The 23,928-nt window shown below is 50.8% G+C and carries 22 protein-coding genes and 1 pseudogene; 7 read left to right on the top strand and 16 right to left on the bottom strand.

The window, feature by feature from the left end; all coding sequences use genetic code 11:
- Positions 1–12: 12 nt before the first annotated feature.
- From cutC to ACQG1K_RS05945, 3 genes are all read left to right on the top strand, one after another.
- A complete protein-coding gene (gene cutC / locus ACQG1K_RS05955; protein WP_367075365.1) occupies positions 13–2,394 on the top strand; it encodes a choline trimethylamine-lyase in 2,382 nt (793 codons plus the stop codon).
- A complete protein-coding gene (locus ACQG1K_RS05950; RefSeq protein ID WP_367075363.1) occupies positions 2,357–3,316 on the top strand; it encodes a glycyl-radical enzyme activating protein in 960 nt (319 codons plus the stop codon). The genes cutC and ACQG1K_RS05950 overlap by 38 nt, the downstream gene beginning before the upstream one ends.
- 197 nt (positions 3,317–3,513) lie before the next feature.
- Positions 3,514–3,732: a YgdI/YgdR family lipoprotein gene (locus ACQG1K_RS05945; RefSeq protein WP_063201161.1), complete on the top strand. Its 219-nt coding sequence runs from the start codon at positions 3,514–3,516 to the stop codon at positions 3,730–3,732.
- Between the two features lie 47 nt (positions 3,733–3,779).
- On the opposite strand, the gene ACQG1K_RS05940 is transcribed toward ACQG1K_RS05945, so the two are convergent.
- The 5 genes from ACQG1K_RS05940 to budA all read right to left on the bottom strand — a co-directional run bounded on the left by ACQG1K_RS05940 (position 3,780) and on the right by budA (position 8,450).
- Positions 3,780–4,475, bottom strand: a complete 696-nt coding sequence (locus tag ACQG1K_RS05940; RefSeq protein ID WP_367075360.1) for a GNAT family N-acetyltransferase — start codon at positions 4,473–4,475, stop codon at positions 3,780–3,782.
- Positions 4,476–4,582: 107 nt separating this feature from the next.
- Positions 4,583–5,056 carry a cold-shock protein gene (locus ACQG1K_RS05935; protein WP_022647360.1) on the bottom strand — a complete coding sequence of 158 codons (474 nt, stop codon included), beginning with the start codon at positions 5,054–5,056 and terminating at the stop codon, positions 4,583–4,585.
- A 130-nt stretch (positions 5,057–5,186) separates the two neighbouring features.
- Positions 5,187–5,957 (bottom strand): (S)-acetoin forming diacetyl reductase, encoded by a 771-nt coding sequence (locus tag ACQG1K_RS05930; RefSeq protein WP_022647359.1) that lies wholly within the window; start codon positions 5,955–5,957, stop codon positions 5,187–5,189.
- 20 nt (positions 5,958–5,977) lie between these two features.
- Positions 5,978–7,699, bottom strand: coding sequence for an acetolactate synthase AlsS (gene alsS, locus ACQG1K_RS05925; protein WP_152811382.1), 1,722 nt, complete (start codon positions 7,697–7,699; stop codon positions 5,978–5,980).
- A complete protein-coding gene (gene budA, locus ACQG1K_RS05920) occupies positions 7,671–8,450 on the bottom strand; it encodes an acetolactate decarboxylase (RefSeq protein ID WP_367075380.1) in 780 nt (259 codons plus the stop codon). The genes alsS and budA overlap by 29 nt, the downstream gene beginning before the upstream one ends.
- A gap of 105 nt (positions 8,451–8,555) precedes the next feature.
- Here budA and ACQG1K_RS05915 point away from each other — a divergent pair, with 105 nt between their 5' ends.
- A complete protein-coding gene (locus ACQG1K_RS05915; protein ID WP_367075358.1) occupies positions 8,556–9,452 on the top strand; it encodes a LysR family transcriptional regulator in 897 nt (298 codons plus the stop codon).
- A gap of 226 nt (positions 9,453–9,678) precedes the next feature.
- Here ACQG1K_RS05915 and cspE read toward each other — a convergent pair whose 3' ends face one another.
- Entirely contained in the window at positions 9,679–9,891 is a 213-nt protein-coding gene (gene cspE / locus ACQG1K_RS05910; RefSeq protein WP_022647355.1) for a transcription antiterminator/RNA stability regulator CspE, read from the bottom strand.
- Between the two features lie 703 nt (positions 9,892–10,594).
- On the opposite strand from cspE, the gene ACQG1K_RS05905 reads away from it, so the two are divergent.
- The 3 genes from ACQG1K_RS05905 to ACQG1K_RS05895 all read left to right on the top strand — a co-directional run bounded on the left by ACQG1K_RS05905 (position 10,595) and on the right by ACQG1K_RS05895 (position 12,191).
- Entirely contained in the window at positions 10,595–11,050 is a 456-nt protein-coding gene (locus ACQG1K_RS05905; RefSeq protein ID WP_063201170.1) for a hypothetical protein, read from the top strand.
- Between the two features lie 200 nt (positions 11,051–11,250).
- Complete coding sequence (locus ACQG1K_RS05900; RefSeq protein WP_023299534.1) at positions 11,251–11,661, top strand: ASCH domain-containing protein; 411 nt, start codon at positions 11,251–11,253, stop codon at positions 11,659–11,661.
- Between the two features lie 200 nt (positions 11,662–11,861).
- Entirely contained in the window at positions 11,862–12,191 is a 330-nt protein-coding gene (locus tag ACQG1K_RS05895) for a type II toxin-antitoxin system HigB family toxin (protein ID WP_032671566.1), read from the top strand.
- Between the two features lie 83 nt (positions 12,192–12,274).
- Here the strand turns inward: ACQG1K_RS05895 and ACQG1K_RS05890 are convergent, their stop codons facing one another.
- The 10 genes and pseudogenes from ACQG1K_RS05890 to ACQG1K_RS05845 form a co-directional block, all read right to left on the bottom strand.
- A complete protein-coding gene (locus ACQG1K_RS05890) occupies positions 12,275–12,838 on the bottom strand; it encodes a hypothetical protein (protein WP_023299532.1) in 564 nt (187 codons plus the stop codon).
- Between the two features lie 132 nt (positions 12,839–12,970).
- Complete coding sequence (locus ACQG1K_RS05885; protein ID WP_023299531.1) at positions 12,971–13,309, bottom strand: barstar family protein; 339 nt, start codon at positions 13,307–13,309, stop codon at positions 12,971–12,973.
- 197 nt (positions 13,310–13,506) lie between these two features.
- Positions 13,507–13,833 (bottom strand): hypothetical protein, encoded by a 327-nt coding sequence (locus tag ACQG1K_RS05880; RefSeq protein ID WP_048966880.1) that lies wholly within the window; start codon positions 13,831–13,833, stop codon positions 13,507–13,509.
- Positions 13,834–14,085: 252 nt separating this feature from the next.
- Entirely contained in the window at positions 14,086–14,523 is a 438-nt protein-coding gene (locus ACQG1K_RS05875) for a hypothetical protein (RefSeq protein WP_063927283.1), read from the bottom strand.
- Positions 14,516–15,693, bottom strand: a pseudogene (locus ACQG1K_RS05870) (RHS repeat-associated core domain-containing protein); the annotation flags it as partial. The pseudogene ACQG1K_RS05870 and the gene ACQG1K_RS05875, both read right to left, overlap by 8 nt.
- A gap of 544 nt (positions 15,694–16,237) precedes the next feature.
- On the bottom strand, positions 16,238–16,852 hold the full coding sequence (locus tag ACQG1K_RS05865) for a hypothetical protein (protein ID WP_045309201.1): 615 nt from the start codon (positions 16,850–16,852) through the stop codon (positions 16,238–16,240).
- 551 nt (positions 16,853–17,403) lie between these two features.
- Entirely contained in the window at positions 17,404–17,970 is a 567-nt protein-coding gene (locus tag ACQG1K_RS05860) for a hypothetical protein (protein WP_045309202.1), read from the bottom strand.
- Between the two features lie 185 nt (positions 17,971–18,155).
- Entirely contained in the window at positions 18,156–18,662 is a 507-nt protein-coding gene (locus ACQG1K_RS05855; protein WP_045309203.1) for a hypothetical protein, read from the bottom strand.
- A 613-nt stretch (positions 18,663–19,275) separates the two neighbouring features.
- Positions 19,276–19,719: an SMI1/KNR4 family protein gene (locus ACQG1K_RS05850; protein ID WP_032621640.1), complete on the bottom strand. Its 444-nt coding sequence runs from the start codon at positions 19,717–19,719 to the stop codon at positions 19,276–19,278.
- A 7-nt stretch (positions 19,720–19,726) separates the two neighbouring features.
- Entirely contained in the window at positions 19,727–23,923 is a 4,197-nt protein-coding gene (locus ACQG1K_RS05845) for an RHS repeat-associated core domain-containing protein (protein ID WP_367075352.1), read from the bottom strand.
- Positions 23,924–23,928 lie beyond the last annotated feature (5 nt).

Genomic DNA, 23,928 nt, shown 5'->3' with positions numbered 1-23,928 from the left:
AGGAGAAACGGCATGACAACAGAGATACTTTCCTTGCGCGTGGTGCAGCTTCGTGAAGCCTATCTTCAGGCAAAACCTTTCGTCTCGGCACATCGGGCCATGAGCGTAACCCAGGTCTATAAAGACAATCCGGGAATGAACAACAGTCTGCTCAGGGCCCTGGCCTTTCGGCGTGCCTGTGAGACTGCGCCTCTGCATGTGGCACAAAATGAACTGATCGTCAGCCATCCGGCTGGCGGCGCACGCGGGGGAGAAGTTTCGCCTGAAATCAGTTGGCGCTGGCTGGCCGAAGAGCTGGAAACCCTTCCCACGCGAGCGCAGGATCCTTATCAGATTGATGAGAAAACAAAGCGTCTGCTTCGCGAAGAAGTATTCCCATACTGGCAGGGCCGTTCCCTCGATGAAATGGCGCAAACGCAGTTAAAGACTCACGGGCTATGGCAGTGGTGTCATGATGATGGCATCTGCGATGTCACGATCAAAACACAAAACGGTGGCGGCGATTCCTGTCCGGGTTATGACAATATTTTACTGACTAAAGGAATAAAGGGGATCCGTGAAGAAGCGGCAGCAATGCTGCTCGCGCTTGATCCTGCTACCCCCGAGGGCTGTGATGCCTTCAATTTTTATACCGCCATGCTGCATACCTGTGACGGGGTGGAGACTTATGCCCGACGTTATGCTCACTATCTGAATGCGCTTGCGGAAAAAGAAGGCGATCCGCTGCGTCGCGATGAGCTGCTGCAACTGTCCGGGATATGCAGCCGGGTGCCTGAACAGCCACCACAGCATTTCCATGATGCGTTGCAGGCGATATGGTTCGTGCATTCTCTCTTTATGCTGGAAGAAAATCAGACCGGCATATCACTCGGCCGCGTCGACCAATATCTTTGGCCACTGCTGGAACGCGATCTGCACGACGGCACGCTCAATCTTCAACAGGCTGAGGAACTCCTCTGCTGCTGGCTCATAAAAATGGCCGAAACCCTGTGGATTTGTAGCGAATCTACAGCCATGTATTTTGCTGGCTACCAGCCGTTTATCAACCTCGTGGTGGGCGGCCAGAAACGTGAAGGTGGCGATGCAACCAACCCGCTGACGCTGATGATAATGGATTGTTCAGCCCGTTTAAAAATCTACCAGCCGGGTTTAGCAGTACGTATACATAATCAGTCCCCCCAGCCGTTTATGCGCAAAGTCGTCGACGTGGTACGCAGTGGCATGGGTTTTCCAGCCTGTCATTTCGACGATGCGCATATCCGGATGATGCTTCATAAAGGGTTTAGCTATGAAGATGCCCGGGACTACTGTCTGATGGGCTGCGTCGAGCCCCAAAAATCAGGGAAAATGTACCAGTGGACGTCGGTAGGCTATACCACCTTTACTGCGGCTATCGAGCTGGCTTTGCATAATGGTCGAACCCAAAATGGCAAGCAGTGCGGCCCCGCCACTGGCGATGTATCTCAGTTCAGTTGCTATGAAGACGTTGAATCCGCGATTCGGACTCAGCTCTCTGCTATCGTCAGAAAAGCCGCAGAGACGACGCTGATCGTACAAAAGCTACATGCGGAACATGCCCGAAAACCCCTGATGTCATGCCTGATTGAGGGATGTATTGCCACAGCTAAAGATGTCACGCAGGGAGGCGCGCGCCTCAACGCGGGGCCAGGTCTCATCTGGACCGGGCTTGCTGATTGTGTAAATTCGCTGATGGCCATCAGGACGCTGGTTTTCGACACCGCTCGCTTCACGCTGCGGCAGCTCGTGGAGGCTCTCGAACATAATTTTGTCGGCTATCGGGAAATACTTACTGCCTGCCAGCGAGCACCGAAATATGGCAATGATATTCGTGAGGTGGATGATATCGCCCGCGAGCTGGTGCGTTTTCTTGAGCAGGAGCACCGCCAGTACCGGATGCTGTATGCGCCGTTTGCGTTCGGCACACTCTCTATTTCAAACAACACCCCGTTTGGGCTTATCACCGGTGCGCTGCCCTCTGGCCGACTGGCGGGTAAGCCGCTGGCTGATGGCATCAGCCCGGCTCAGCAAACGGATTACCTCGGACCTACTGCAATAATCAACTCTGTTAGTCGGATCAACGTCGAAGAGATGGATATTGGCATGGTGCATAACATCAAGCTCATGTTCGGCATGCTTGAAACACCTGAGGGTCAGAACAGCCTGATCCACCTGCTGCGTACGGCGAGCATTCTGGGAAATGCTCAGCTCCAGTTCAGCTACGTGGACGACGAAACATTGAAAAAGGCACAGCAACATCCCGCCGACTATCGCAACCTGATGATCCGGGTGGCGGGCTACAGCGCCTTTTTCGTTGAATTAAGTATAGAGGTGCAGGATGAGATCATCAGCAGAACGACGCAGCGGCACTTCTGAACAGGCATATGGCTGGATCTCAAACATTCAGCGATTTTCGTTACATGACGGGCCGGGTATCCGCAGCATTATCTTTTTTAAAGGCTGCCAGATGCGCTGTGCCTGGTGCGCAAATCCGGAAGGACAAACTGCCGAACGGGATGTTTTTTTCCATGCCGACCGCTGTCTGCATTGTGGCAACTGCGCCGACCTGTGCCCGACGGGGCTCCACAGCATGAATCACGATGTGCATGTTCTTGAACGTGACCGCAAATGCGTTGGCTGTCAATTATGTGAAGCGCGTTGTCCTGCCTCCGCGCTCAATATTGTCGGAGAACATGTTAGCGCACAAAACGCATTTGAAAGGGTCATGGCTGATGAAATCTGGTTTCGCCAGTCCGGAGGCGGTGTGACGCTCAGTGGCGGCGAGGTGGCAATGCAGCCTGAATTTGCTCGCGTTTTAATTGAACAGCTCAGAGCGGAGGATATTCACACCGCCATTGAAACCGCTGGCTACGCTTCCTGGCACGCTATTCATCAGGCAACGGCGGGCTGCAATCTGATTCTGTACGATTTAAAGAGCGCGGAAGATGCGCTGCATACCCGTTTTACTGGTGTCAGTAATAAAACGATTCTGCGGAATCTTGCACGGCTATTACAGGGAGGGCAACAGATTATTATCCGTATCCCCGTGATCCCGCATTTTAACGATGCACCGGATCAGGCTGATAAATTACTGGCGCTCATTTCTGCACTCACACAAGGAAAAAAGAATTTTCAGGGCGTGGAATTACTCCCCTATCACCTTTTTGGTACAGGAAAATACAAATTACTCAACATGGAGTACGACTGGAACAGAGGTTCAGCAAATGTCGATAACTTCTTATGTATGGCACATCACTATCGTCTGCCATTAAAAGTGTCGGGTACGCTCGCAGGTTAATTGAGAGATAATTATGTCAACAAAACCAGATGAAGAATCTAATTCAATCGTTACGCCACTCGAACGTCGCGTTGTGATTATGACGCTATTGTTCATGTTTTTAATATATGCAGTGTTATTGATATCTCCCTTTAAATGAAGGACTTTTCAGTAACGTCATTTGGCCCAAAGTGGTCTTTTAAGGTATAGGCATTAAGATGAAAAAATTGGTTGCAATAATGAGTCTGGCACTGATGACCCTCACGGTTGCAGGGTGCTCCAGCGACTATGTATTACAAAAGAAAAATGGGGAAATGATTATTACCCATGGAAAACCGGAAGTGGATGATGATAACGGTCTTATAACTTATGAGGATGTTGCTGGTAATGAACATGCTATCAACCGCAATCAAATTATTCAGATGATCGAGAAATAACGTTCGTGGGCAGAGTTGCCATAATGCACTCTGCCCGCAACGCCTATCTAGCGAAATTCCTCTAACCGCTTAATCTGCCGCCCTTCCGCGTCAAAATTCTCCGCCGCCAGCCAGGCGCGCAGCTCCGTGTCCCTTTGCGGCCACTCGCCGTCAATAATCGAAAGCATATCGCTGTCGCGGTTGCGTCCTTTACGCACCAGCTTCTGGCGCAGACGTCCCTCCCAGACGAACCCCAGCCGCTCCGCCGCGCGGCGTGAGGCGGTGTTCATCGAATCGCATTTCCACTCCAGCCGACGATATTTATGCTCAAAGGCGTTTTTCAGCAGTAGCCACACCGCTTCGGTGCCAATGCGGGTGCCTTTCATCTTGCGCGACCAGGTGACGTGGCCAATTTCCACCGATCCCAGAAAGCGTTCAATCGCCATATAGCTCACCAGCCCTACCGCCTTTTCGGTGCGCAGATCGATAACGGCAAAGGGCACCAGGTCGTCATCCAGCACCTTTCCGAGCACCCAGTGCGCAGTAGCCTCAACGCTCACAGGCTGGGTGCTGGCAAGCCACGTCCAGTCGCTGTCATCGCCCAGTGCGTAAGCTTCAAACAGATCCGCCTCGTGGCGTTCTGCGTCCAACGGTTCCAGACGACAATACTGGCCGGTTAGCGGCGTGCGAGTTAGCGCTCGGGCACATTTCCAGTCGGGGACGATATCGTTAACGGTTTGACCATGTTGATTGATTTCGGGCACGGCGGTGACTCCCTGCAAGGTAAGGAGTTTGTTATAGCAGGTTAAAAAGCGGTCGAAAAGGAAGAACGTGCAGGCCGGGTAACGCGTAGCCGCCACCCGGCATAAAATTACTTCAGCAGCTTAACCGTCGCGTCGATGTCGATTTCATCTTCGGTGAAGATCATCGTCGTGTTCTGGAAGGTGGTGATCGCCAGCTTCTTCACCGTGCGCATCTCGCCCGGTTTTTTCTCACTTTTCGGCTTGATGCTGTTCATCAGTAGCCCCACCGACAGCACCGCGTTCTCTTTGTCGATTTTGGTCTCAACGGGCTCTTCTTCGCTGAACACCACGAAGGATTTGATCGAGGTGAGCTTCACGCGCTCGCCCGCGATATAAAGATGCTTGCTCTCCGGGATCACCTTCACCGCATACGCGGAAAGGCCTTTGGTGTTTGTGGTGGGTTCGAAGGTCACCGCCGCATCTTTCTTAATCAGATCAGGGTTGGCGACCTTAATCACGTGAAAATAGCGGTTGTCGCCGTTTTCATCTTTGATAAATCCGAAGCCTTTATCTTTAAACCACGTTGTGATTGTACCGTTCATCGCTGTTACCGCCTGTCAGATCTTAAGACTAAAGTTTTGCAGCGCGCAGTGTAATGCACAATGGCTGAGGAGACAAAAAAAAGCCCCTGCACGGGAGCAGGGGAAAGTTCATGTCAGAGCTTATTAGAATTTAGTTGAACACCATCCCTCCATCAATCAGCAGCGACTGACCGGTCATGTAGTCGGAGTCTGGTCCGGCGAGGTAAGAGACGCAGGCGGCCACATCTTCCGGTTCGGACAAACGGCCAAGCGTGATGCGTTTGGCAAAGGTTTCCGTTCCGTAGCCGAGCGGTTTACCCGCCGCCTCGGAGACCTGACGGTCGATCTCCGCCCACATCGGCGTTTTGACGATGCCCGGGCAATAGGCGTTAACGGTGATCCCCAGCGGCGCGAGATCCCGCGCGGCGGTCTGGGTTAAGCCACGCACCGCGAACTTGCTGGAGCTGTACACCGCCAGTTCCGGGTTGCCGGTATGGCCCGCCTGGGAGCAGGCGTTGATGATTTTACCGCCGTGCCCCTCTTTGCGGAACGCGTCAATCGCGGCCTGAATGCCCCAGATCACCCCTTTCACGTTGATGTTGTAGACCTTGTCGACAATTTCCGGCGTGATGGATTCGATTGGCGTGGACGGCGCCACCCCGGCGTTGTTGACGATGACGTTGAAGCCGCCCAGCGCGGTGCGGGCTTTTTCCACCGCCGCAAACACCTGGTCGCGGTCAGAGACGTCCACCTTCACGGCGACGGCTTTCCCGCCGTTGCGGGTGATCTCATCCGCGACCGCTTTCGCCGTCTCTTCGTTGTAATCCGCAATAGCGACGGCAAAGCCGTCCTTCACCAGGCGAAGCGCGATCGCTTTGCCAATCCCCTGGCCGGAGCCGGTTACGAGAGCCACTTTTTGCATTTCTCTGTCCTTATATTGATTCACAAAATCTGGCTGAGATGGAGCTGGCCCATCAGCAGCGGGTTATCGCTGTAGTCGACGGGAATGGCCACCACGGCCGGGCCATCGACATCCATTGCGGCACGCAGCGTCGGTTCGAGCGCGTCGGCGCTCTCGACGGCAAAGCCTTTCGCACCGAAGGCGTCGGCATAGGCTTTAAAATCGACCGGGCCAAACTCCACGCCGGAGAGACGCTGGTATTTTTTCTCTTCCTGGATCGCCACCATGTTGTAGGCGTTATCCACCCAGATGATGTGCAGCACGTTAGCATTGAGGCGCACGGCGGTTTCCAGCTCCATGCTCGACTGCAAAAATCCGCCGTCCCCGGAGACCGACACCACCTTGCGCCCCGGGTTGACCAGCCACGCGCCAATCGCCCACGGCAGCGCCACGCCCATGGTCTGCTGTCCGTTGGAGATCATCACCTGACGCGCGCGGAAGCTGTAGAGGTAGCGGGCGATCCAGATGTGGAAGCTGCCCATGTCGACGGTGAGCGTTACGTCGTTATTCACGATGTCCTGCATGGCGCGCACGATGCGCAGCGGATGCAGGGCAAACTGGTTTAGCGATGCGCCGCGACGGTCGAGGAGGTCACGCTGATGCTGGCGATCGACAAGAATTTCCGAGGCGCGCTGGCTGAGTTCAAGTTTGTGCTCGATTCGGCTGGCAAGCAGATTCAGCGTGGCGGCAATATCCCCGACCAGTTCCAGATCGGGAACATACTTGCGCTCCTCATAGGCGGGCAGCACGTCAATGTGCACCAGCGTCGCGTCGCCGCTATTCCACATGGACGGCTCGTATTCCACCGGGCTGTAGCCGATGCAGATAATCAGATCCGCCAGATGCAGCAGCCGATCTCCGGCCTGGTTGTTGAACAGGCCGACGCGTCCGGCGAAGCGGGTGAAGTGCTCCTGATTCACCGCCCCGGCGGCCTGATAAGTGCTGGTGACCGGAATGCGGCTTTTCTCCAGCAGCGTGCGCAGCGCGGCGCTGTTCGCGGGCTGGCTGGCCATCAGGCCGAGTAAAATGACCGGGTTTTTGGCGTTCTCGATAAGCTTCGCCACGTCGTTAATGGCGGACTCCGGTGCCGGGCCCATCAGCGCCGGGCCGCTGGCGGGTAAAATCGCCCCCGTGGTGGGCTGGTCGACAATATCCTGCGGCAGGCTGACAAACGCCCCGCCCGGCCTGCCCTGCTCGGCAGCGCGAAACGCGTTCGACACCACCTCGGCAATCGCGTCCGGGGAGTTCACTTCTACGGCGTATTTGGTCACCGGGCTGAACATGGCGACAGTGTCCATGCTCTGGTGCACCAGCTTGGCTTTATCCGCCCGCTTCACCGCCCCGCCCAGCGCGACGACCGGGTCGCCTTCGCTGTTGGCGGTGGCGATGCCGGTGATCAGGTTGGAGCAGCCCGGCCCGGAGGTGACCAGCGCGACTCCGGCCTTGCCGGTTAACCGCCCTACCGCTGCCGCCATAAACGCCGCGTTCGCCTCGTGACGCACCGGGATAATCTCGATGGAGGAGTCCAGCAGAGAGTCAAAGACCTTGTCGATCTTCGCGCCCGGGATCCCGAACACCTGCTTCACGCCCTGCGCTTCCAGCTGGCCGACAACCATATCGGCGCCGTGCGCCCACTGACGTGACTGTTTCTCACTGTTCACGGTAGTTCTCCTGTTAGTTTTCGACGGCGCGGATAGCCGCATCAAGGTTGCTGGGGTGCAGGTTGGCCTGTAAAAACGTGCTGTCGGCGGGCAGGTCAATCATCAGCTTGTGGATTTCGCCGAAGGTGAGCACGCCGCTCTCCAGCTGATAGTCGAGCAGATGTCCCCCGCCCTGACGGTCGTCGGTGATAAAGTGCTCGTGATAGCCCGCCACGTTGATGCCCTGCATATGCTGCGGGGTGCGGAACCCGACCAGCACGCCCTCGCGCTGGTTAAAGCGGAACACCGGCTGGTCGTCCAGCACGTCGGTCATTGCCCGGTACGGCGGCGTCTGGCGCGGAACGGTGCGGGTATGCGCATGGCGGAAGTTGCCATCGATGCGCAGCGCGCAGAACAGGTTATCGGAGGGGATCTGCTGGTCGATCACGTCGTGGATCTGCTGACGGCTGACCGGACCGTTAAAGATTTTGCGGTACTGCGGCTGGAACCAGGTCATCACCGCGAACGGCGTTTTTTGCTCCGGCTTAGCGGCGCGGGCGCTGCCGTCGGCGCGCAACTGGTACACCTGGCTGCTGAAGGCAATCATTTCACCGTCCAGCTCGTTAAAGGTGCCGAGACCAAAATCACCGTGTGCCAGCAGGTCGGCGATCGTCGTCTCCCCTTCGTAGACGCCGCTTAGCAGGGCGCTCATTAGCGATGTCTGATAGATCACGCTGTCAGGATGCTGAGCCGAGAACCCACGCAGGGTCTCGCATAAACTCGCCTCACAGTCGCATGCAGATGAATGCATCATCATGCCCGTCCTCTTCAACTTTATTTATAAAGGTTAAATAAATGTTGACCCGATTCAGCAGAGAGTTCCAATATAGAATCCATGCTGGTTTGAGACGTTTTTGATATGGAACTTCGTTATCTGCGCTATTTTGTCGCGGTTGCACGCGAGCGACACTTCACCAGGGCGGCCAAAGCGCTGGGTATTTCACAGCCTCCACTGAGCCAGCAGATTAAACGGCTTGAGGAGGAAGTGGGCACACCGTTGTTCAGGCGCCTGACGCGGGGCGTGGAGCTGACCGAGGCGGGAGAAGCCTTCTATGAGGACGCCTGTAAGATCCTGGCGCTGAGCGACGCCGCGCTGGAGAAAGCCCGGGGCATCGCGCGCGGGCTGAACGGCAACCTGTCGATTGGCATCACCAGCTCTGACGCCTTTCATCCCAAAATTTTCGCGCTGATTCGTCAGTTTCAGGTGCAGAACATGGCGGTGCAGGTTCACCAGGTGGAAGCCAATATGTCTTCGCTGACGACAATGCTGGCGGAGGGTGAACTGGATATCGCCTTTGTGCGCCTGCCGTGCGAAAGCAGCAAGGTGTTCGAGTTGAAAATCCTCGACCGGGAGCCGATGGTGGTGGCGCTGCATCGCGATCATCCTCTGGCTACGTGCGATTCGCTGGCGTTAGAGCAGCTTCGGGATACACCGGTGGTGCTGTTCCCCCAGGAGGTCGCGCCGGGACTGTATGACCGCGTTTACGGCAGCTGCGAGCGGGCCGGAGTCGATATGCAACACACGCTGCAATCTTCACAACTTTCCTCTTCTCTGAGCATGGTCTCCGCTGGCGGCGGGTTCGCGCTGGTGCCGAAATCGATGGCCGCTATTTCTCCGCCGAATGTCACCTATCACGCGCTGAGCGCGCCGGCGCTTTATACCGATATCGCACTCTGCTGGCGGCGCTTTGAACGCTCGCGGACGGTGAAACGGTTTCTGGCGATGATGAGCGAGGGGGAACGGGAGCAGGGATGAACCTTTTCAGAAACTGCGGACTGTATTGATGCTCAATTTATTGCGAAGCAGTTTTTGAGGCTGAATTTGAAGGGAGTATGGGCAGGCTGCCATATAAAACTCAGTACCATTACCCTTTAAAAATAAAAAACCCGCACAGGTGCGGGTTAATTTTTATCAGTACAGCTTAACTGCTCGGATTATTGTCTTCATCGCTATCGTACGCCGCACTGATATTTAGCGCGGGTTACAGTGGAGAAACGTTTCCAGCTGCTGGACCTTTTGCGCCATTCTCAATGGTAAAGGAAACTTTCTGACCTTCATCAAGCGTTTTGAAGTTGTCGCTCTGAATTGCAGAGAAATGTACGAATACATCTTTGCTGCCGTCGTCAGGGGTGATAAAGCCAAAACCTTTATCTGCGTTGAACCATTTTACTAAACCAGTCATTTTATTAGACATAGATAAATCCTTAATTTATGAGCCACTTAAGCGCGGCGATGATGGCCTGTATTTCGAGAGTTACTTATTTGGCACTTAGGAGGAGGCTCACGAAGAAGGAGTATCTACTGATAACACCTGAACTGAGGACTGCTTTACTAAAACTGCTTTCATAAGGTCTGTATTCCAAACCGATGACGCTATTAAGACACAGCGAAATTTATTGCGCAATGATTATTATTATTTATTTTAACCATTTAAACGCCCGGATGGCTGGTCGCGGTGCCAGACATCGTTCTGGCTTGAGGTCTACCATGTACTACAAAATGGCTACGCTTTCACTGTGCCGGGAGTTTGGGGTGTTTTGTTCACAGGCGGGAAAATCCTCCCGCGCGACGCAGACATCATTAGAAGGGATGCTCAAAATGAAAAGGTCTGCGTAAGACGTAACCGCAGTGCAAACTGTGCCCGGGGGCGCTGCGCTTGCGCGGGCCTACGGGTCGTATCGCGGTGGTTTTGGAGGCCGGGTCGGGCGTAGCCGCCACGCGGCAATCCCCTTCTGGAAGCCGCCTCGCAAACCTGCAAGCAACCTTATGTAATTCAGGGTTATCCCTTTTCATCCCTTCTTCACGGTCGTAAAGTGCCTGCGTTGCGGCACATCCGTAACCGGGCGTAGGAACCCGTTAGCATAACATGACACTTTTCTGCACGACGAGGATGCTAAATGGCTACTACACCTAACTTTTCTTATGCGCTCTCTGAAGAAAGCGCTGTTCATCAGCTCATCAACGCTTCAATTTCCGATTTTGCGGATCTTTTCGAGCTGGCTGATACCTGCGCCGCGTATGTCAGCGTGCTGGTGGAAACTGACGACACAGTGACGTTTACCACGCTCTGCAAGCGATTGCTGGCCGCGCTGAAGCGGCTGCGTGAGTGCTGTGACTCAGAGCTTCCGTCGTATCTGGTTGAGCAATTGATTGCAGGTGAAAAGATTACTTCCTGCGTGCCGGACTGCTGGCAGGAAACGGTGTTGCAGGTGGATTATGCCGTGGCATTAACGCTGGCGGTGATGGGCGGGACACTGCCTGCGAGCGTGGCGAAAGAACTCACCGGGCTACTGCATGATATGGTCTGGTTGCTGGCAGAGTTTGTGAAGGAGCCGTATATAACGACGCACTGAGGCGGGTGATGGGAGGCCGGAGTTCTGCTGGGTAAGAAGCGGATCCCCGGCCATACGCAAAATTTAATGTTGTTTTTGAATGTCTGGTAAGAGCGAAGAGCGGACAAAGTAGCAGAGGGAAAGCATCAATGTTAATGTCCGGAAAGTTCATGTTAAAACTCTGTATGACATTTTTCATCGAAGATTAAAAAGGGCTCTTAATGGCTACTGTTGAGGTATTAAAAGTAAAGTATCCAGGCGCAGATGCCTGGCAAATGGGAGACAGCCCGGAACTGGCCAGCGAGCTTGCGGACCTGATTAAAAAAGGGATTAAAACGGCCTCCTGCGGATCCTTTGCCTCTTACCAGCAAGAAAAGTCTGCCCCGAGGATTGGAAGCTATAACATTATCCTTGATGGCCTGAATGCCCCGGTCTGCGTGACCCGGCTGGTTTCAATGCGACTGGTGCGTTTTTGTGATGTGACTGAGGAGTTTGCCCGCAAAGAAGGTGAAGGCGATTTAAGCCTTCAATACTGGCGAAATGAGCATCAGCGATTTTTTACCCGCGAAGGTCATTTTTCTAAAGATATGGAGTTGATCGCAGAAGAATTTGAAGTGGTTGAAGTGCTGTAAGACGAGAGAGTCCGGCTGGCGTCTGCTGCTATTAATAACAATGTCCGCTCCTGGCACAAAGTGGACATTTCTTTCACAGTCACCTCTTACAGTGTTCACACTCATTAAATGATCGCCTTTATCACGAGCAAATGAAAACTGCAATCCATGACAATTCCCACATTCTCAACCCGCCGACCACCACCTTAAATGTTTCCAATCTGGAAACAAGGGGCAAAAATGCCCGCAGTCTCAAGAGCGCTTTCGACGCGGCCACCAGACATTTTCCTATTCAAGAACTCGCTCTGGAAGATCTTTACTGGGTACTAAAAGGAGACCACTACCCATCACCAGACGACATGCGAAAGCGCTTCCCCAGCCGGGAGAGGATGAAATACCGGGAAAAATGGTGGGTCATTGACGTAGGTGGCGGGTATTTAAGAGTAATGTTATTTACTGATTTTGAGCGCGGAAAGCTCTTCATCAAACACACCAGCACTCACGCAGAGTATGACAAGCTCACGTACCTCTACCGGAGAACGAAAGAATGAACTTTGCAGCAGCCATCAAAGCGGCGAACAATCTGACAAGCGAGGCATATCCCATTCATTTATTTAAATAAAAAACATGTACCCTAGCCATAAAAATAATCATAGAATGCATTAAAACCTTCATTACCGATAAGAGGCGCAATTCTTTTCCGCAACTCATCAATAAAGTCACCTTTCACTTCGTCATTATCATCTGCTATATCAAAGATACCGTATTGACCATATACCAAATCAATAAGCTCAGCTAATGAAAATATAAATCCAGAGAGACTGCTAGCTATTTTAAATGGTTCAATTACATCATAACTAGCATAGACAGAGGTATTCCCTTCTTCGATAACCGCAATTAAAGGTTTACCTCCACCTAAATCATCACCAATAACAAGATAATTATCCGGTAAGTATTCATAACCACTTTGAGCCTTCGAGAGCTCACTGATAGAGTGAATTTTAATTGGCGTGAAGCCTGTTTCAATGTTTAATTTTTCCGGATTGTAATTTTTATATAAGTAATCAACATCTGTGGAACGAGGTAGGTTGGTTGGAAATGCATTGTCCAAGTCATTAACGGTATTGAAATTTCCGGATACCGAGTATTCATTACAAATAGCGGCTAGTTGCTTCAACGCCTCTTTAATCCCTCTCATCAGCCCTCCCTAAAGTATCTATGATTACACTCCACATAGTGAGTGAAAAATATACTTTCCGCAACATACTTCCGTTCAGAATAATATCAATTAATAAAAAACAGGCGAATTTTTCTTTTCGCCCGCCATATTTCACTTATGTTGTGCACAAAGCAATAACAAGATAGTTGGCTCCTCACCAAATAAAATACTTCTATTATTTACCTCTTGAATTGACAAAAGAAAATCATGCTTCAATCCCTCATTCAAATTGTTGATATTACTTATCTTAAGTAATAAAAACTCGTCTTGCTTTAAGTTTAAAGATGTCATCCCCTCTTCTGGGAATCGCAAACTAGTCAGGCAATCTATGAATGCATGGAAATTATTACCATAGAAATCAGGAAAGCCAAACAAGTGCTTAACCCTATCATGAAATTCTGTAACATCATTTATTTCTTTAAAGTCAATAGATAAAGTAATTACTTTCATTACTTCCATCCTCCCAGACCGATCTCTATGAAAGTGTTGTAATGGTCGTGACTATATAATGCTTGACCTGTATTACCTAAGCTATACCTTTTCAACTGGGAAGTGGATAAGACTTTTAGCTTCATAAATATCACTCAGCAATAGCGATAGCATATTAATTAAAAAAATCACCACTAAAAAATAATTTATTAAAATAACTACAAAATTGCCGGGAAGAATCCCGGCATATATTTACTCTTCTTCCAACTCAAAAGTAATTGCTTTATTGTTGAGAAATTCTCTATTACCGACATAATTTTCTTATAATTGCCGGAGTGAATTTGAATAAAAAATTCATCTTTTTTCTTTGCTATTTCGAAATCAGCCCCCCAATCAGATGAAGAATCTTTTATAGAAAACCCAAATGCATTATCTGAAGAATGACTCAAAATGTATGAATCACTCTTTTCGAAAACAACTTTAATTCCAAAGAAGATATCATCTTGGTGAGAGCTGTTTACAATCAAATGATATTCAATGCTCATAATTATCTATCACTCCCAGGAGGTCGACCTCTGACAACAGGGTAATCAGCTGGATTTCGGATACCCATATGGGTTAAATTAGGGTCCGTTGAAATATTACCCAAATCGTCTAACTGGCTTCATTCGGTCCATAATCCTGCCGCTCCCGCAGCAGGTGGTAGTTCCGCCACAGGATGTGGGTTAAACTATTAACAAAATCAATAATCTATCTTTGAACATGTAACTAACTGACAGAGGAGATGCCCCCCGACTTTAAATCATTTTTTTGTAATATACCCTTAAAGAATGCTCGTCATCACTGATAATAAAAACCCTGTCTGGATCTTCAAAAAGGAGACATATGTCATAAGTATCATTTATTTTAAAAAGGCTTGCTAAAAATAAACGAAAATCGTTCACATGGACACATACACTGGCAACACCCTCATAGATAAAGCAACAGAAACCCTCGTTATCCACATGTAATATATCTATCGTTTTTTCGACCAATTCCTTTACATTAACCGGTTGTTCAAAATGAAATCCTTCAATTTCATCTTTTATGGAGTTAACTCTTTTTAACTCCTCACGATGCCAAGTAAAATCCTTCTCATTCACTAATGAGATAGAGTAGGAGTCAATCCCATCGATACTTTTTGCAAATCCCTTTGCTCTATGCATGATTAATTTTTCTTCAATTCTACTAGTCATAATAAATATGATGTTCATTGGTTGAAGGCACATTAATCTTTTGATACCTGGACTCTTTAAAATCATAGGTTCTAGGATCTGCGCCTGGTTTAGATTTTCCAGCATGTGTATGTGGACCTGGAGCCCTTAGATCGGCGGTATGCTCAACAACTACCTTTTTATGCCCCTGAGCATCTGTATATTCATAATATCTACCATGAGAACCAAGATCTTCTGAATATTGATAGTTAGTGCTTCCCCTTCTCCTCTTATCACTTCCAACAATCCATTGTCTCTCTGGCTGTTGAGAGCGTGGGATACCTGCGGTGTCTTTCGCTTTATTTAAAGCCTGTCGTCTGTTTGTACCAGTACATGAAAGACCCAGCGGATCAATCCACCCCAACGGATTCGGCGCATACTGATATAGGTTCCACCCGCCATTCAGCCCAATCGGATCCTGCACAATAAACCGCCCGACCTGCGGGTCGTAGTAGCGGAACAGGTTATAGTGCAGTCCCGTCTCACCGTCAGCGTATTGCCCGGCATAGCGAAGCGGCTGGTGTGCCATCGCTGTGCGATTCACAACCCGTGAGAACCCTTCGCTCTGATGGCGCACCTCGCCAAAGCTGCCGTACTGGCCGCTCCAGCGCACCGCGCCGCGCTCGTCTGTGACCTCCAGCGGCGCGCCGTTCAGATCGGTGTTGAACCAGTAAATCTCACCGCTGCTCTGGTCACGAAGGTGATCCACCCGCGCCAGCGGGCTCCAGGCTTCATTCGGGTCGTATACATAGGTGCTGCGCAGCCCGCTCTCCTGCTGCTCCTGCAGCAGGCGGTAGCCCTGCCACAGGAAGCGGGTGTTGGTGGTGCCGTGCGCGGTGGTGACGATTTTGCGCGTGCGGCGGCCCAGCGCGTCGTAGTGATAGCGCGCCTCAAACCGCCCTTCTGGCCCGGTTCCCCGGGCGGACACCAGCCGGTTCTCGGCGTCATACGCGTAATGCTGTTCATACAGCCCGTTGCGGCGGCTGACCAGGTTGCCCCAGTGGTCGTATTTCATAAACAGCGCCTGCCAGTGCTGCAGGCGGTTATCCGTGACCGGTACCGCGGCGTCATAGCTGAACTGCGCGCGGCTGTGCCCCTGTCGGGCCTCGTAGTGCTCAGCAGACGCCCGGCGGCGTCATGACGGTAAGCAACCTAATCGCTTTCAATACCCAGGGCAACGCCTTCGGCGGTTGGCGTGCGGCGGATGCGGGTAATCTGGCCGCTCAGATCGCAGACGTAGCGGTTTGCATAAGACAATCATGCTACCGCCACACCCTGATAAATTAAGCTATCTGCACGATACTTATGTTACTTTCTAAAAAGTAGGTTAAATAGAAAAAACTTACTCAAAGTATCCTGCTTTTTAAGGTCGACTTTGTCGGCATTACCTATTCCAACCGTAAACCAAAATCTCTGCCGGACATACACGCAAGCCCAACTTGCCCCCTCATGAGCAACTGACTCGCAGAGAAGGGATTTGAGACCGGGCGCAGCGTCACCATGAATATTTCGAACAGCTATATTTTTCTGATAGCGGATAATTATGATATGCAGGAGCTATCCAAGTAACATAATCTGACTAGACATATGGTGTAAAACTTCCCCAAAATTAGAATAATAAAAAAGGACTTGAAAGATAAGAAGATCTTTCCAGTCCTTTTTTATTATTAAGTTAGCTAATTTATAAAAAACAACCTTACCATTCTTTCAGATTATCAACTGAATCAACCTCTTGAAAACCAATTCCATTTTTCTTACAATATTCAACAGCTTTATCCCATATATTACCATCAAAAACAATTACACTCCCCCCAGCGACAGGAGTAAAAAACCTGTAAAAAAGAAATTGATAACCTTTTTTTATTAAAGAATTTATTACACTTACATCAGCACCACCATAATCATCATAAATATTAAGTAGTTCAGGTTTCTCAGGGAAATTCTCTTCAGGTAATCCTTTATTAGTTCTTAACTTATTTTTCAGAAGCATCTTGCGATACTCCGTCAGTTGCTTATTCACTTGTTCATTATTGTTGCCATAAAAATAAAGCCCTTTTCTACTTAGGGCTGAGCAAGCATCAAGATTTTGCCCCTCTTTATTAAAACACATAAGATTAGTAAATAAAGAGGACAATAGCCCCTTCGATTTTTCAGTTAAAAAATCATAAGGACCATATCCATTACTATCTATATTATATTGATAGCAAATACAATAAGCCTCCGATGGTAAATCAGTTTTGAAATGACCTGATTGAATTATACATTCGGAAATAGGAAATTTAATTAATTGCTCAGGCATATTATTTACCATGTAAAAATCTCCTCATTACCTTTAGGGTCAATCGCATGCACATGACCATTAGAATGATGCTCAGACATACCAGTTTGACTAGCATCCGGGTGGCCGTCGGGATGCTCAAACCAATGATTTTTCTAATTAGGATTACGCCTACCTGGTAGCAGATAAACCTAAAGAAGCTTTTACCAAAAAGCTAAAGGAATAAAATCTTAACTCAGTGCTAGATATTATTAAAGCATCACGACCGTAAATCATATCATATTTTTTTCTAGTGTCTTTACATTCATGTCAACGATAGAATTACAAACTTAACCAGTTGAAACTATGCATCTTAAAATATTAACATTTTGGCGGAGATAGAATTTTAAACACGGGCGAGCAATTATTAAATTATAAAAAAATATATTTTTCTGAGACATGATATTAATACCATGATTAATTGAAAGAAATTTTATAAAAGCAATTAAAAAATTAAGAAAAAAAGCATTCTGAATAAAAAACCATCAATATTATATAAGCCGGAAATAATTAATATTAATCCGGCTTTTATTAATCATTTATCTTTACGAGTACTGCCAAAAACCAGCTATGATATTCCCGCCAGATATGTTTTTATACAAATACAAAGCACCGTAACCAAAGATGTAATCACCATCAAGCAATGCATCTGGATAATAATCTTCATCTATCTGCATGAAAAATTCATAACCATCTTTTTGCAAAGCATCAAAATAATAATCTTCCGATTGTATTAATCTTGCCTCTTCGGTTTTAGTGATAAAGTCAAACTCTTCACTTTCAACCTTATCATACCCAACGATAACTGCCTTATTAATGTGTTTTATCGTAAATACATCATTATTGCTTTCATCAGAATGCGTGTGCGTAAAAATTTTTACTGAACAATTAGGGTAGATGTTTTTATCAATCATATCATCATATCGTTCAGGAGTAAGTATCGTAATATACTCATGTCCATCATCAGGATTCTGAACTGTCAAATAAAACTTATAACCCCGAACAATATCTAGTTTATCTAAAAAGAATTTAGGGATATTTCCACCAATCCGCCCAATGTCATTATCATCAGAAAAGATACTTATTTTAGAGATTAGATTACATTTAATCATTTCTTAAACTCGCTCCCATAAAAAGTACATTCTCTCTTTCCTAATTCCCATAACCATTTCAGCGAACAAATTCTTAGCATTTTTAAGTCACATTTATGATTAACTACAATGTACGTCTCTTCAGGCATGATTAAAAAAAACTAACAAAAGCCGGAAAATTTTACTTTCTTTGCAGGCTAATAGATTTAATAAATCCTGGAGTCTGAGCGTGGTTCAACATCTCTTATACCAAGTTGATTCGTTTTTTCAAAAATTAAATCATAGCAGTAAACAGTCTCTTCCCCCTTTAATAAATGAACCCCTTCAAGGCTCACTCTATATATTCCTTTAGGAACATCAGTGTTAATCCAACCAGTATAATCTTCCCACTCCCAAAACACTGCCATATCAGCAACGTATAAATCACCAGTTACATTAAGATAGAAATATTTATCTGTGAATATAACTTCCCTGTCTTTATTGTCGGGAAATTCATTTAAAAAAAGCCTAACAACATAGCCACCATCATCAAGGCCCATGATAGGTAAGGCAATACCTTCAGTAAGAACAAGATCCCCTTTGTCTGTGGTGGTGAATTCCTGGAGAATGTTATCTCCATCCTCTATCTTCCCACCAAATGGGGCCAGTATTCCTGGATAATCGAATATTATTATCCCGTTAAAATCCACATCAATGTCAATTGTTTTAACCACACCTACCTCCTGATGCCTTACCTGTTTCTTCAATATGAACAACGCAAGCAATTCTGAATCTGCTTCTTTAGGAGTGACATTTTGACTAAGATTCCAGCCGTCGAAGGAAACCTTAAATCGTTTGTTATATGTGAAACGGAATCTAAATTACGGCTAGTCACATTTAATAGATCGTCCGCGGATCCTTGCCACGGCCCTTGATTTTTTCCAGTACCATTTTTAATAGCTCTATATAGTTCTTCATGCATTCCAGCGCTATAAGGATCCGGGAAAAACGTTGGCATATTTTTCATAGTACCAAGATCGGTTGGTCCAATGCTGTTGGCTATGTTTCGTGGCATTAAATGGTATCCCATTCCATTTGGGTTCCATGCCCATTGCATTAACCCTAATAAATTTATCCAGGTAAGTTGGTTGGGAACATTTGAGTATAAGTTTAACCCTCCCTTTAACACTCTCGAAGCCTGCACAATAAACTGACAGATCGGTGTATAGCAGAAAAGGAAATATGTTATTAATGAAATAATTGGGCACTTCATCATTACATCAATGAAGCCCCCTGTAAAAAGTAGTGATCAACAAAGCCCCCCTCTTACGAGGGTAAGAACCTGTATCACCATGCTTCATCTTCAGGAATTATTTTTCCAATAAAACTTTCAAAATTTGGCTCAAGATAGATCTCCTCCTGATTTTCCAAATCACAAAAATATACTGCACCATCATTTACCCCAACACAATAGGGGAACCCACCTCCATCAATTGCGAATGGTATAAAATTTTCTGCAAGAATTTTTTTGTTAACTACTAAATCCTTATAGTAATCATCAACAGTTAATATGCCCGATTTTTTAGTATGTAATATAGGTAGGAAATATTTTATATCATTCTCGTAGTGTTCGCTTTGATAAACACGACGACCTTCGTCCAGTATGCCACCATTACTTATAAGCCATATAGATTTTAAGGCATTAGGAAAAGTTACGCCCAGCGAAACTTCGATCTTGCCTAGCTCATCAGCAGATACAGCAGGGGAAGAGTCTATAAGTTTAATCATCATTTCTCTCCTATTGACAATGTTTAGGAATACGACCTCTCAGCCATCCTTTACTATGAGATATTTTTATAGCTTCAGGAGAGCCATACTTCACTCCAAAATGTTTTTCGAACTGAGATACAGACCCCTTATGTGGGAAAGATGCTTTGTGCGCCTCAGTCGTGACCAACTGCATAGTTGACTTACCTGTTTTTGGATCAAAATCATCAAGGTGATGCCATGTATATTCGCTTGCATCAGCTTCACTTATGCCTGCAAGTTTGTAGGCTTCTGTGAAATCCCGCCCCCTTGATCCTTGAAGGGTAATTTCAACGATATTTCGTTGCGTCCCAGTAACAGGATAAAGTGATGGGCTTCCACTAAAGTCAACGCCGCTCAATGCCAGACCCATAGGGTCTATCCATAACAGAGGGTTAGGGGCATAATTATATAAATTTAAGTTTCCACCATTCAACCCAATCGGATCCTGCACAATAAACCGCCCGACCTGCGGGTCGTAGTAGCGGAACAGGTTATAGTGCAGCCCCGTTTCACCGTCAGCGTACTGCCCGGCATAGCGCAGCGGCTGGTGTGCCATCGCCGTGCGATTCACAACCCGTGAGAACCCTTCGCTCTGATGGCGCACTTCGCCAAAGCTGCCGTACTGGCCGCTCCAGCGCACCGCGCCGCGCTCGTCGGTCACCTCCAGCGGCGCGCCGTTCAGGTCGGTGTTGAACCAGTTAATCTCACCGCTGTTCTGGTCACGGAGATGATCCACCCGCGCCAGCGGGCTCCAGGCTTCATTCGGGTCATAAATATACGTACTGCACAGCCCGGTTTGCTGCTGCTCCTGCAGCAGGCGGTAGCCCTGCCACAGGAAGCGGGTGTCGGTGGTGCCGTGCGTCGTGGTGACGATTTTGCGCGTACGGCGGCCCAGCGCGTCGTAATGATAGCGCGCCTCAAACCGCCCTTCCGGCCCGGTTCCCCGGGCGGATACCAGCCGGTTCTCGGCGTCATACGCGTAATGCTGTTCATACAGCCCGTTGCGGCGGCTGACCAGGTTGCCCCAGTGGTCGTATTTCATAAACAGCGCCTGCCAGTGCTGGAGGCGGTTATCCGTAACCGGTACCGCATCGTCACTGGCGGCGAGGTTATCCGCGGCGTCATAGCTGAACTGCGCGCGGCTGTGCCCCTGTCGGGCCTCGTAGTGCTTCAGCAGACGCCCTTCGGCGTCGTAGCCGTAGTCCACCTCACCGCGCAGGGTGTCGCTGACGCCGGAAAGCTCACCGCGCGCGGTGTAGCGGTACAGGCGTTCCAGTAGCGCCTGCTCCGGCAGGGTCACGTCCGTGCTCAATTCGCTGCACTGCAGGGTGCGTCTGCCGAGGCTGTCATACTGGCGGAACTGCTCGCGCGCGCCCTGAGTGCGGCGCACCTCGCGGTGCAGGCGGTCGCGGGTGAACTCGGTCACCAGCTGCTGCCCGAAGCGGATGGCGCTGACGTGGCCGGAGCCGTAGTGCAGCCAGGCCAGCTTTTGCCCGCCGGGCAGCGTCAGGCCGGTCAGGTTGCTCAGGGCATCCCATTCGTAGCCCACCGCGCCGTTAATGCCGGACTCGCTCAGCACGCGCCCGGCGGCGTCGTGGCGGTAAGCGATCTCATCGCTTTCGATACCCAGGGCAACGCCTTCGGCCGTCGGCGTGCGGCGGATGCGGGTAATCTGGCCGCTCAGGTCGCGGAAGTAGCGGTACTCCGCGTGGCGCTGAGTGCGCCCGATCAGCAGCCCGCTGTCGTCATAGCTGAACTGCTGGACGCGACGGGCGATGCCGCCGTCGGCGGCAGGCCGTCCGTTTTCTTCGAGCGCGCAGAGGAACCCTCGCGCGTCCCATTCCATATGGCGCACGGTCTCGTCCGGGCGCATTTCGCTGAGCGGGCGGCCCACGGCGTCATAGGTGAAGCGGTATTCCGCCCCGTTGCCGTTATCGAGTCGCAGCAGGTTACCGCGCGGGTCGTAGCGCCACTGGCGCACGCGACCAATACGGTCGGTAAGGCTGACCGGGAGGCCGAGCGCGTTATAGGCCCAGCTCACCTCGCTTTCCAGCGGGTCGCGCCAGCCCGTGAGCTGGCCGCGTTCGTTCCACACCAGCGACTCGCGGCTGCCGTCCGGATGGATCACGACGCTCAGCAGCCCGGCACGGCTCCACTCCCGCCGCGTGATATTCCCTTCTGCATCTTCGCTGGCAATCAGTTGCCCGAAGCGGTCGTAGGTGAAGCGGGTGACGCTGCCGGAGCAGTCGGTGCGCTGCGTCAGCAGCCCCTGGTGGTTCCAGACCAGGCGCACCACGCCGCCGATGGCGTCGGTGATGCTCTCCGGGAGGAATTCTTCATCATCGGGATAGCGATACGCGGTGGTGCTACCGGCCGGATCCGTCTCCGACAGCAGGCGACCGCGAAGGTCGTACATGGCCTGCGATGAGGTACCGTCCGGGTACACCGTGCGGGTGATGCGGTCGGTCAGGCGATGCCAGTGATACTCCGTGCGGCGGCCCGCCGGGTCCGTCTCGCTGGTCATGCGGCCGTATTTGTCCCACGTGCTGCGGCGCATCGCCCCGCCCGGCAGAATGACGTGGCAGAGCTCGCCGTCGCGGTAGACAAACGTCGTCTGGCGACCGTCGTAATCCGTGAAGCGCGCGACGTTGTCGTCGTCATCCACCAGCCAGTGCGCCTGCGCGCCGTCTTCGCGGGTCGCGCGGCGGGTGCCGTTCTCAAAATCGTATTCGAACGTCAGCCGTTCGCCGCCGCTATGGCGGAAGCCGACCACGCGCGGCAGGCCGTCAATCTCCCGCCAGCGGTATTCGCTCAGCAGGCCGTTGGCGTCCTCATGAGCGCTCATCAGCCCGTCCTGCCAGCTGAAGCGTCGGCGCACGCTACCGCCCCGGCCGGTCACGGAGACCAGCTGGCGCTGTTCATCATAAGCGTAACTGACCAGGCAGATCTCGTCATCCAGCCAGGCGCCAACGAGCCTGTCGCGGTCGTAGCGGCAGACCACGCGCTGGCCCGCACAGTCGGTCAGGGCATGCAGGGTATTATTCGCATTCCACTCAAAGAGGATATCGTTGCCGCAGGGTTCGGAGAGGCGCTGGAGCAGCGACGGGGCATCATCCCGCAGCGGCGCATAGTGCCAGCGCTCGCCGCTGACGTCATACACCGACCAGCTGTCGTCCTGGTGATGTTCAAGCCAGTTTTTTTCGCTTTCGCAGTAGGAGCGCATCCCTTTCGGGACCTTCGGGAAGGCGACGTAATCGCCGGACGGTGCGCGCCACACCAGGCCGTCCTGATAAGGCTCCAGGCGGCTTTCCCAGAACAGGCTCCATCCGCGGCCCAACACGCTGTCGCCGGGATTGCCGCTGCGCCAGTAGCGCTGCCAGCGCACCGGAAGACGGGAAGGCAGGACGAAGTCCAGCTCATCACCCCCGCTGAGAAACTTCTGTCCGCTGACGATATCCACCGGGCGGGCGATGATCCCCGCGGCCGCCACGCCGGTCATCAGCGTGCCGGCGCGACAGGCGATACGGGCCAGCTTGTTGATGCCGGGGATTTTGCCCAGCAGCTTAGAGAGCGCTCCGACTTTGCCAGCGGCACCGCCCCACCCGCCGAGCAGACCGGCAAACAGCAGGGTAAGATCGGAGACCTTGTAGAGCCACTCGGGGACTTCAGACTGAATGGGGAGGGTTTGCTGCGGATCGCCGCCGATAATGACGTTGTCCGAACCGGTCATCACCTTCGCGTCGCAGGTGGTGCGATCCCCAATGCGGGACGCTGGCTGGCTGTTAATGGAGACACGCTTAGAGCCTTCGGCCATCTGCTGCGAGCCGTCGTCAGAACAGTCGACGGTGCTATCGGTGGCAAGCGCGGCGGGTTTACCGTTGATAAACACGTTGGGCGAGCCGGAGGTGATGACGCCTTTCTTCGTCATGCTGGATGCCCCGGCGTCGGCGATGCTGTCCCTGGCGGCAGTCGCCAGCTCCCCGGTGTAATACCCCACGGCCAGACTGGCGCCGACAAGCAGGACGCCCACGCCAATACAGGATGCGCCGAGACCGGCAATAAACATGGCCCCCGCCAGAATGCCCCCGGCTGCGGCAATCAGGCCACCGACAATCGTTCCGGCAATCATCCCGGCCAGCGCACCGGAGTGGCCGATATCATCACCAACGCGTGCTGCTTCAAACATAACAA

This window comes from Enterobacter cloacae complex sp. 402C9 (genome assembly GCF_050030745.1).
Lineage (GTDB): Bacteria > Pseudomonadota > Gammaproteobacteria > Enterobacterales > Enterobacteriaceae > Enterobacter > Enterobacter intestinihominis.
The sequence above is the reverse complement of the archived record's forward strand: the minus strand, read 5'-3'. Positions and strand labels throughout refer to the sequence as shown.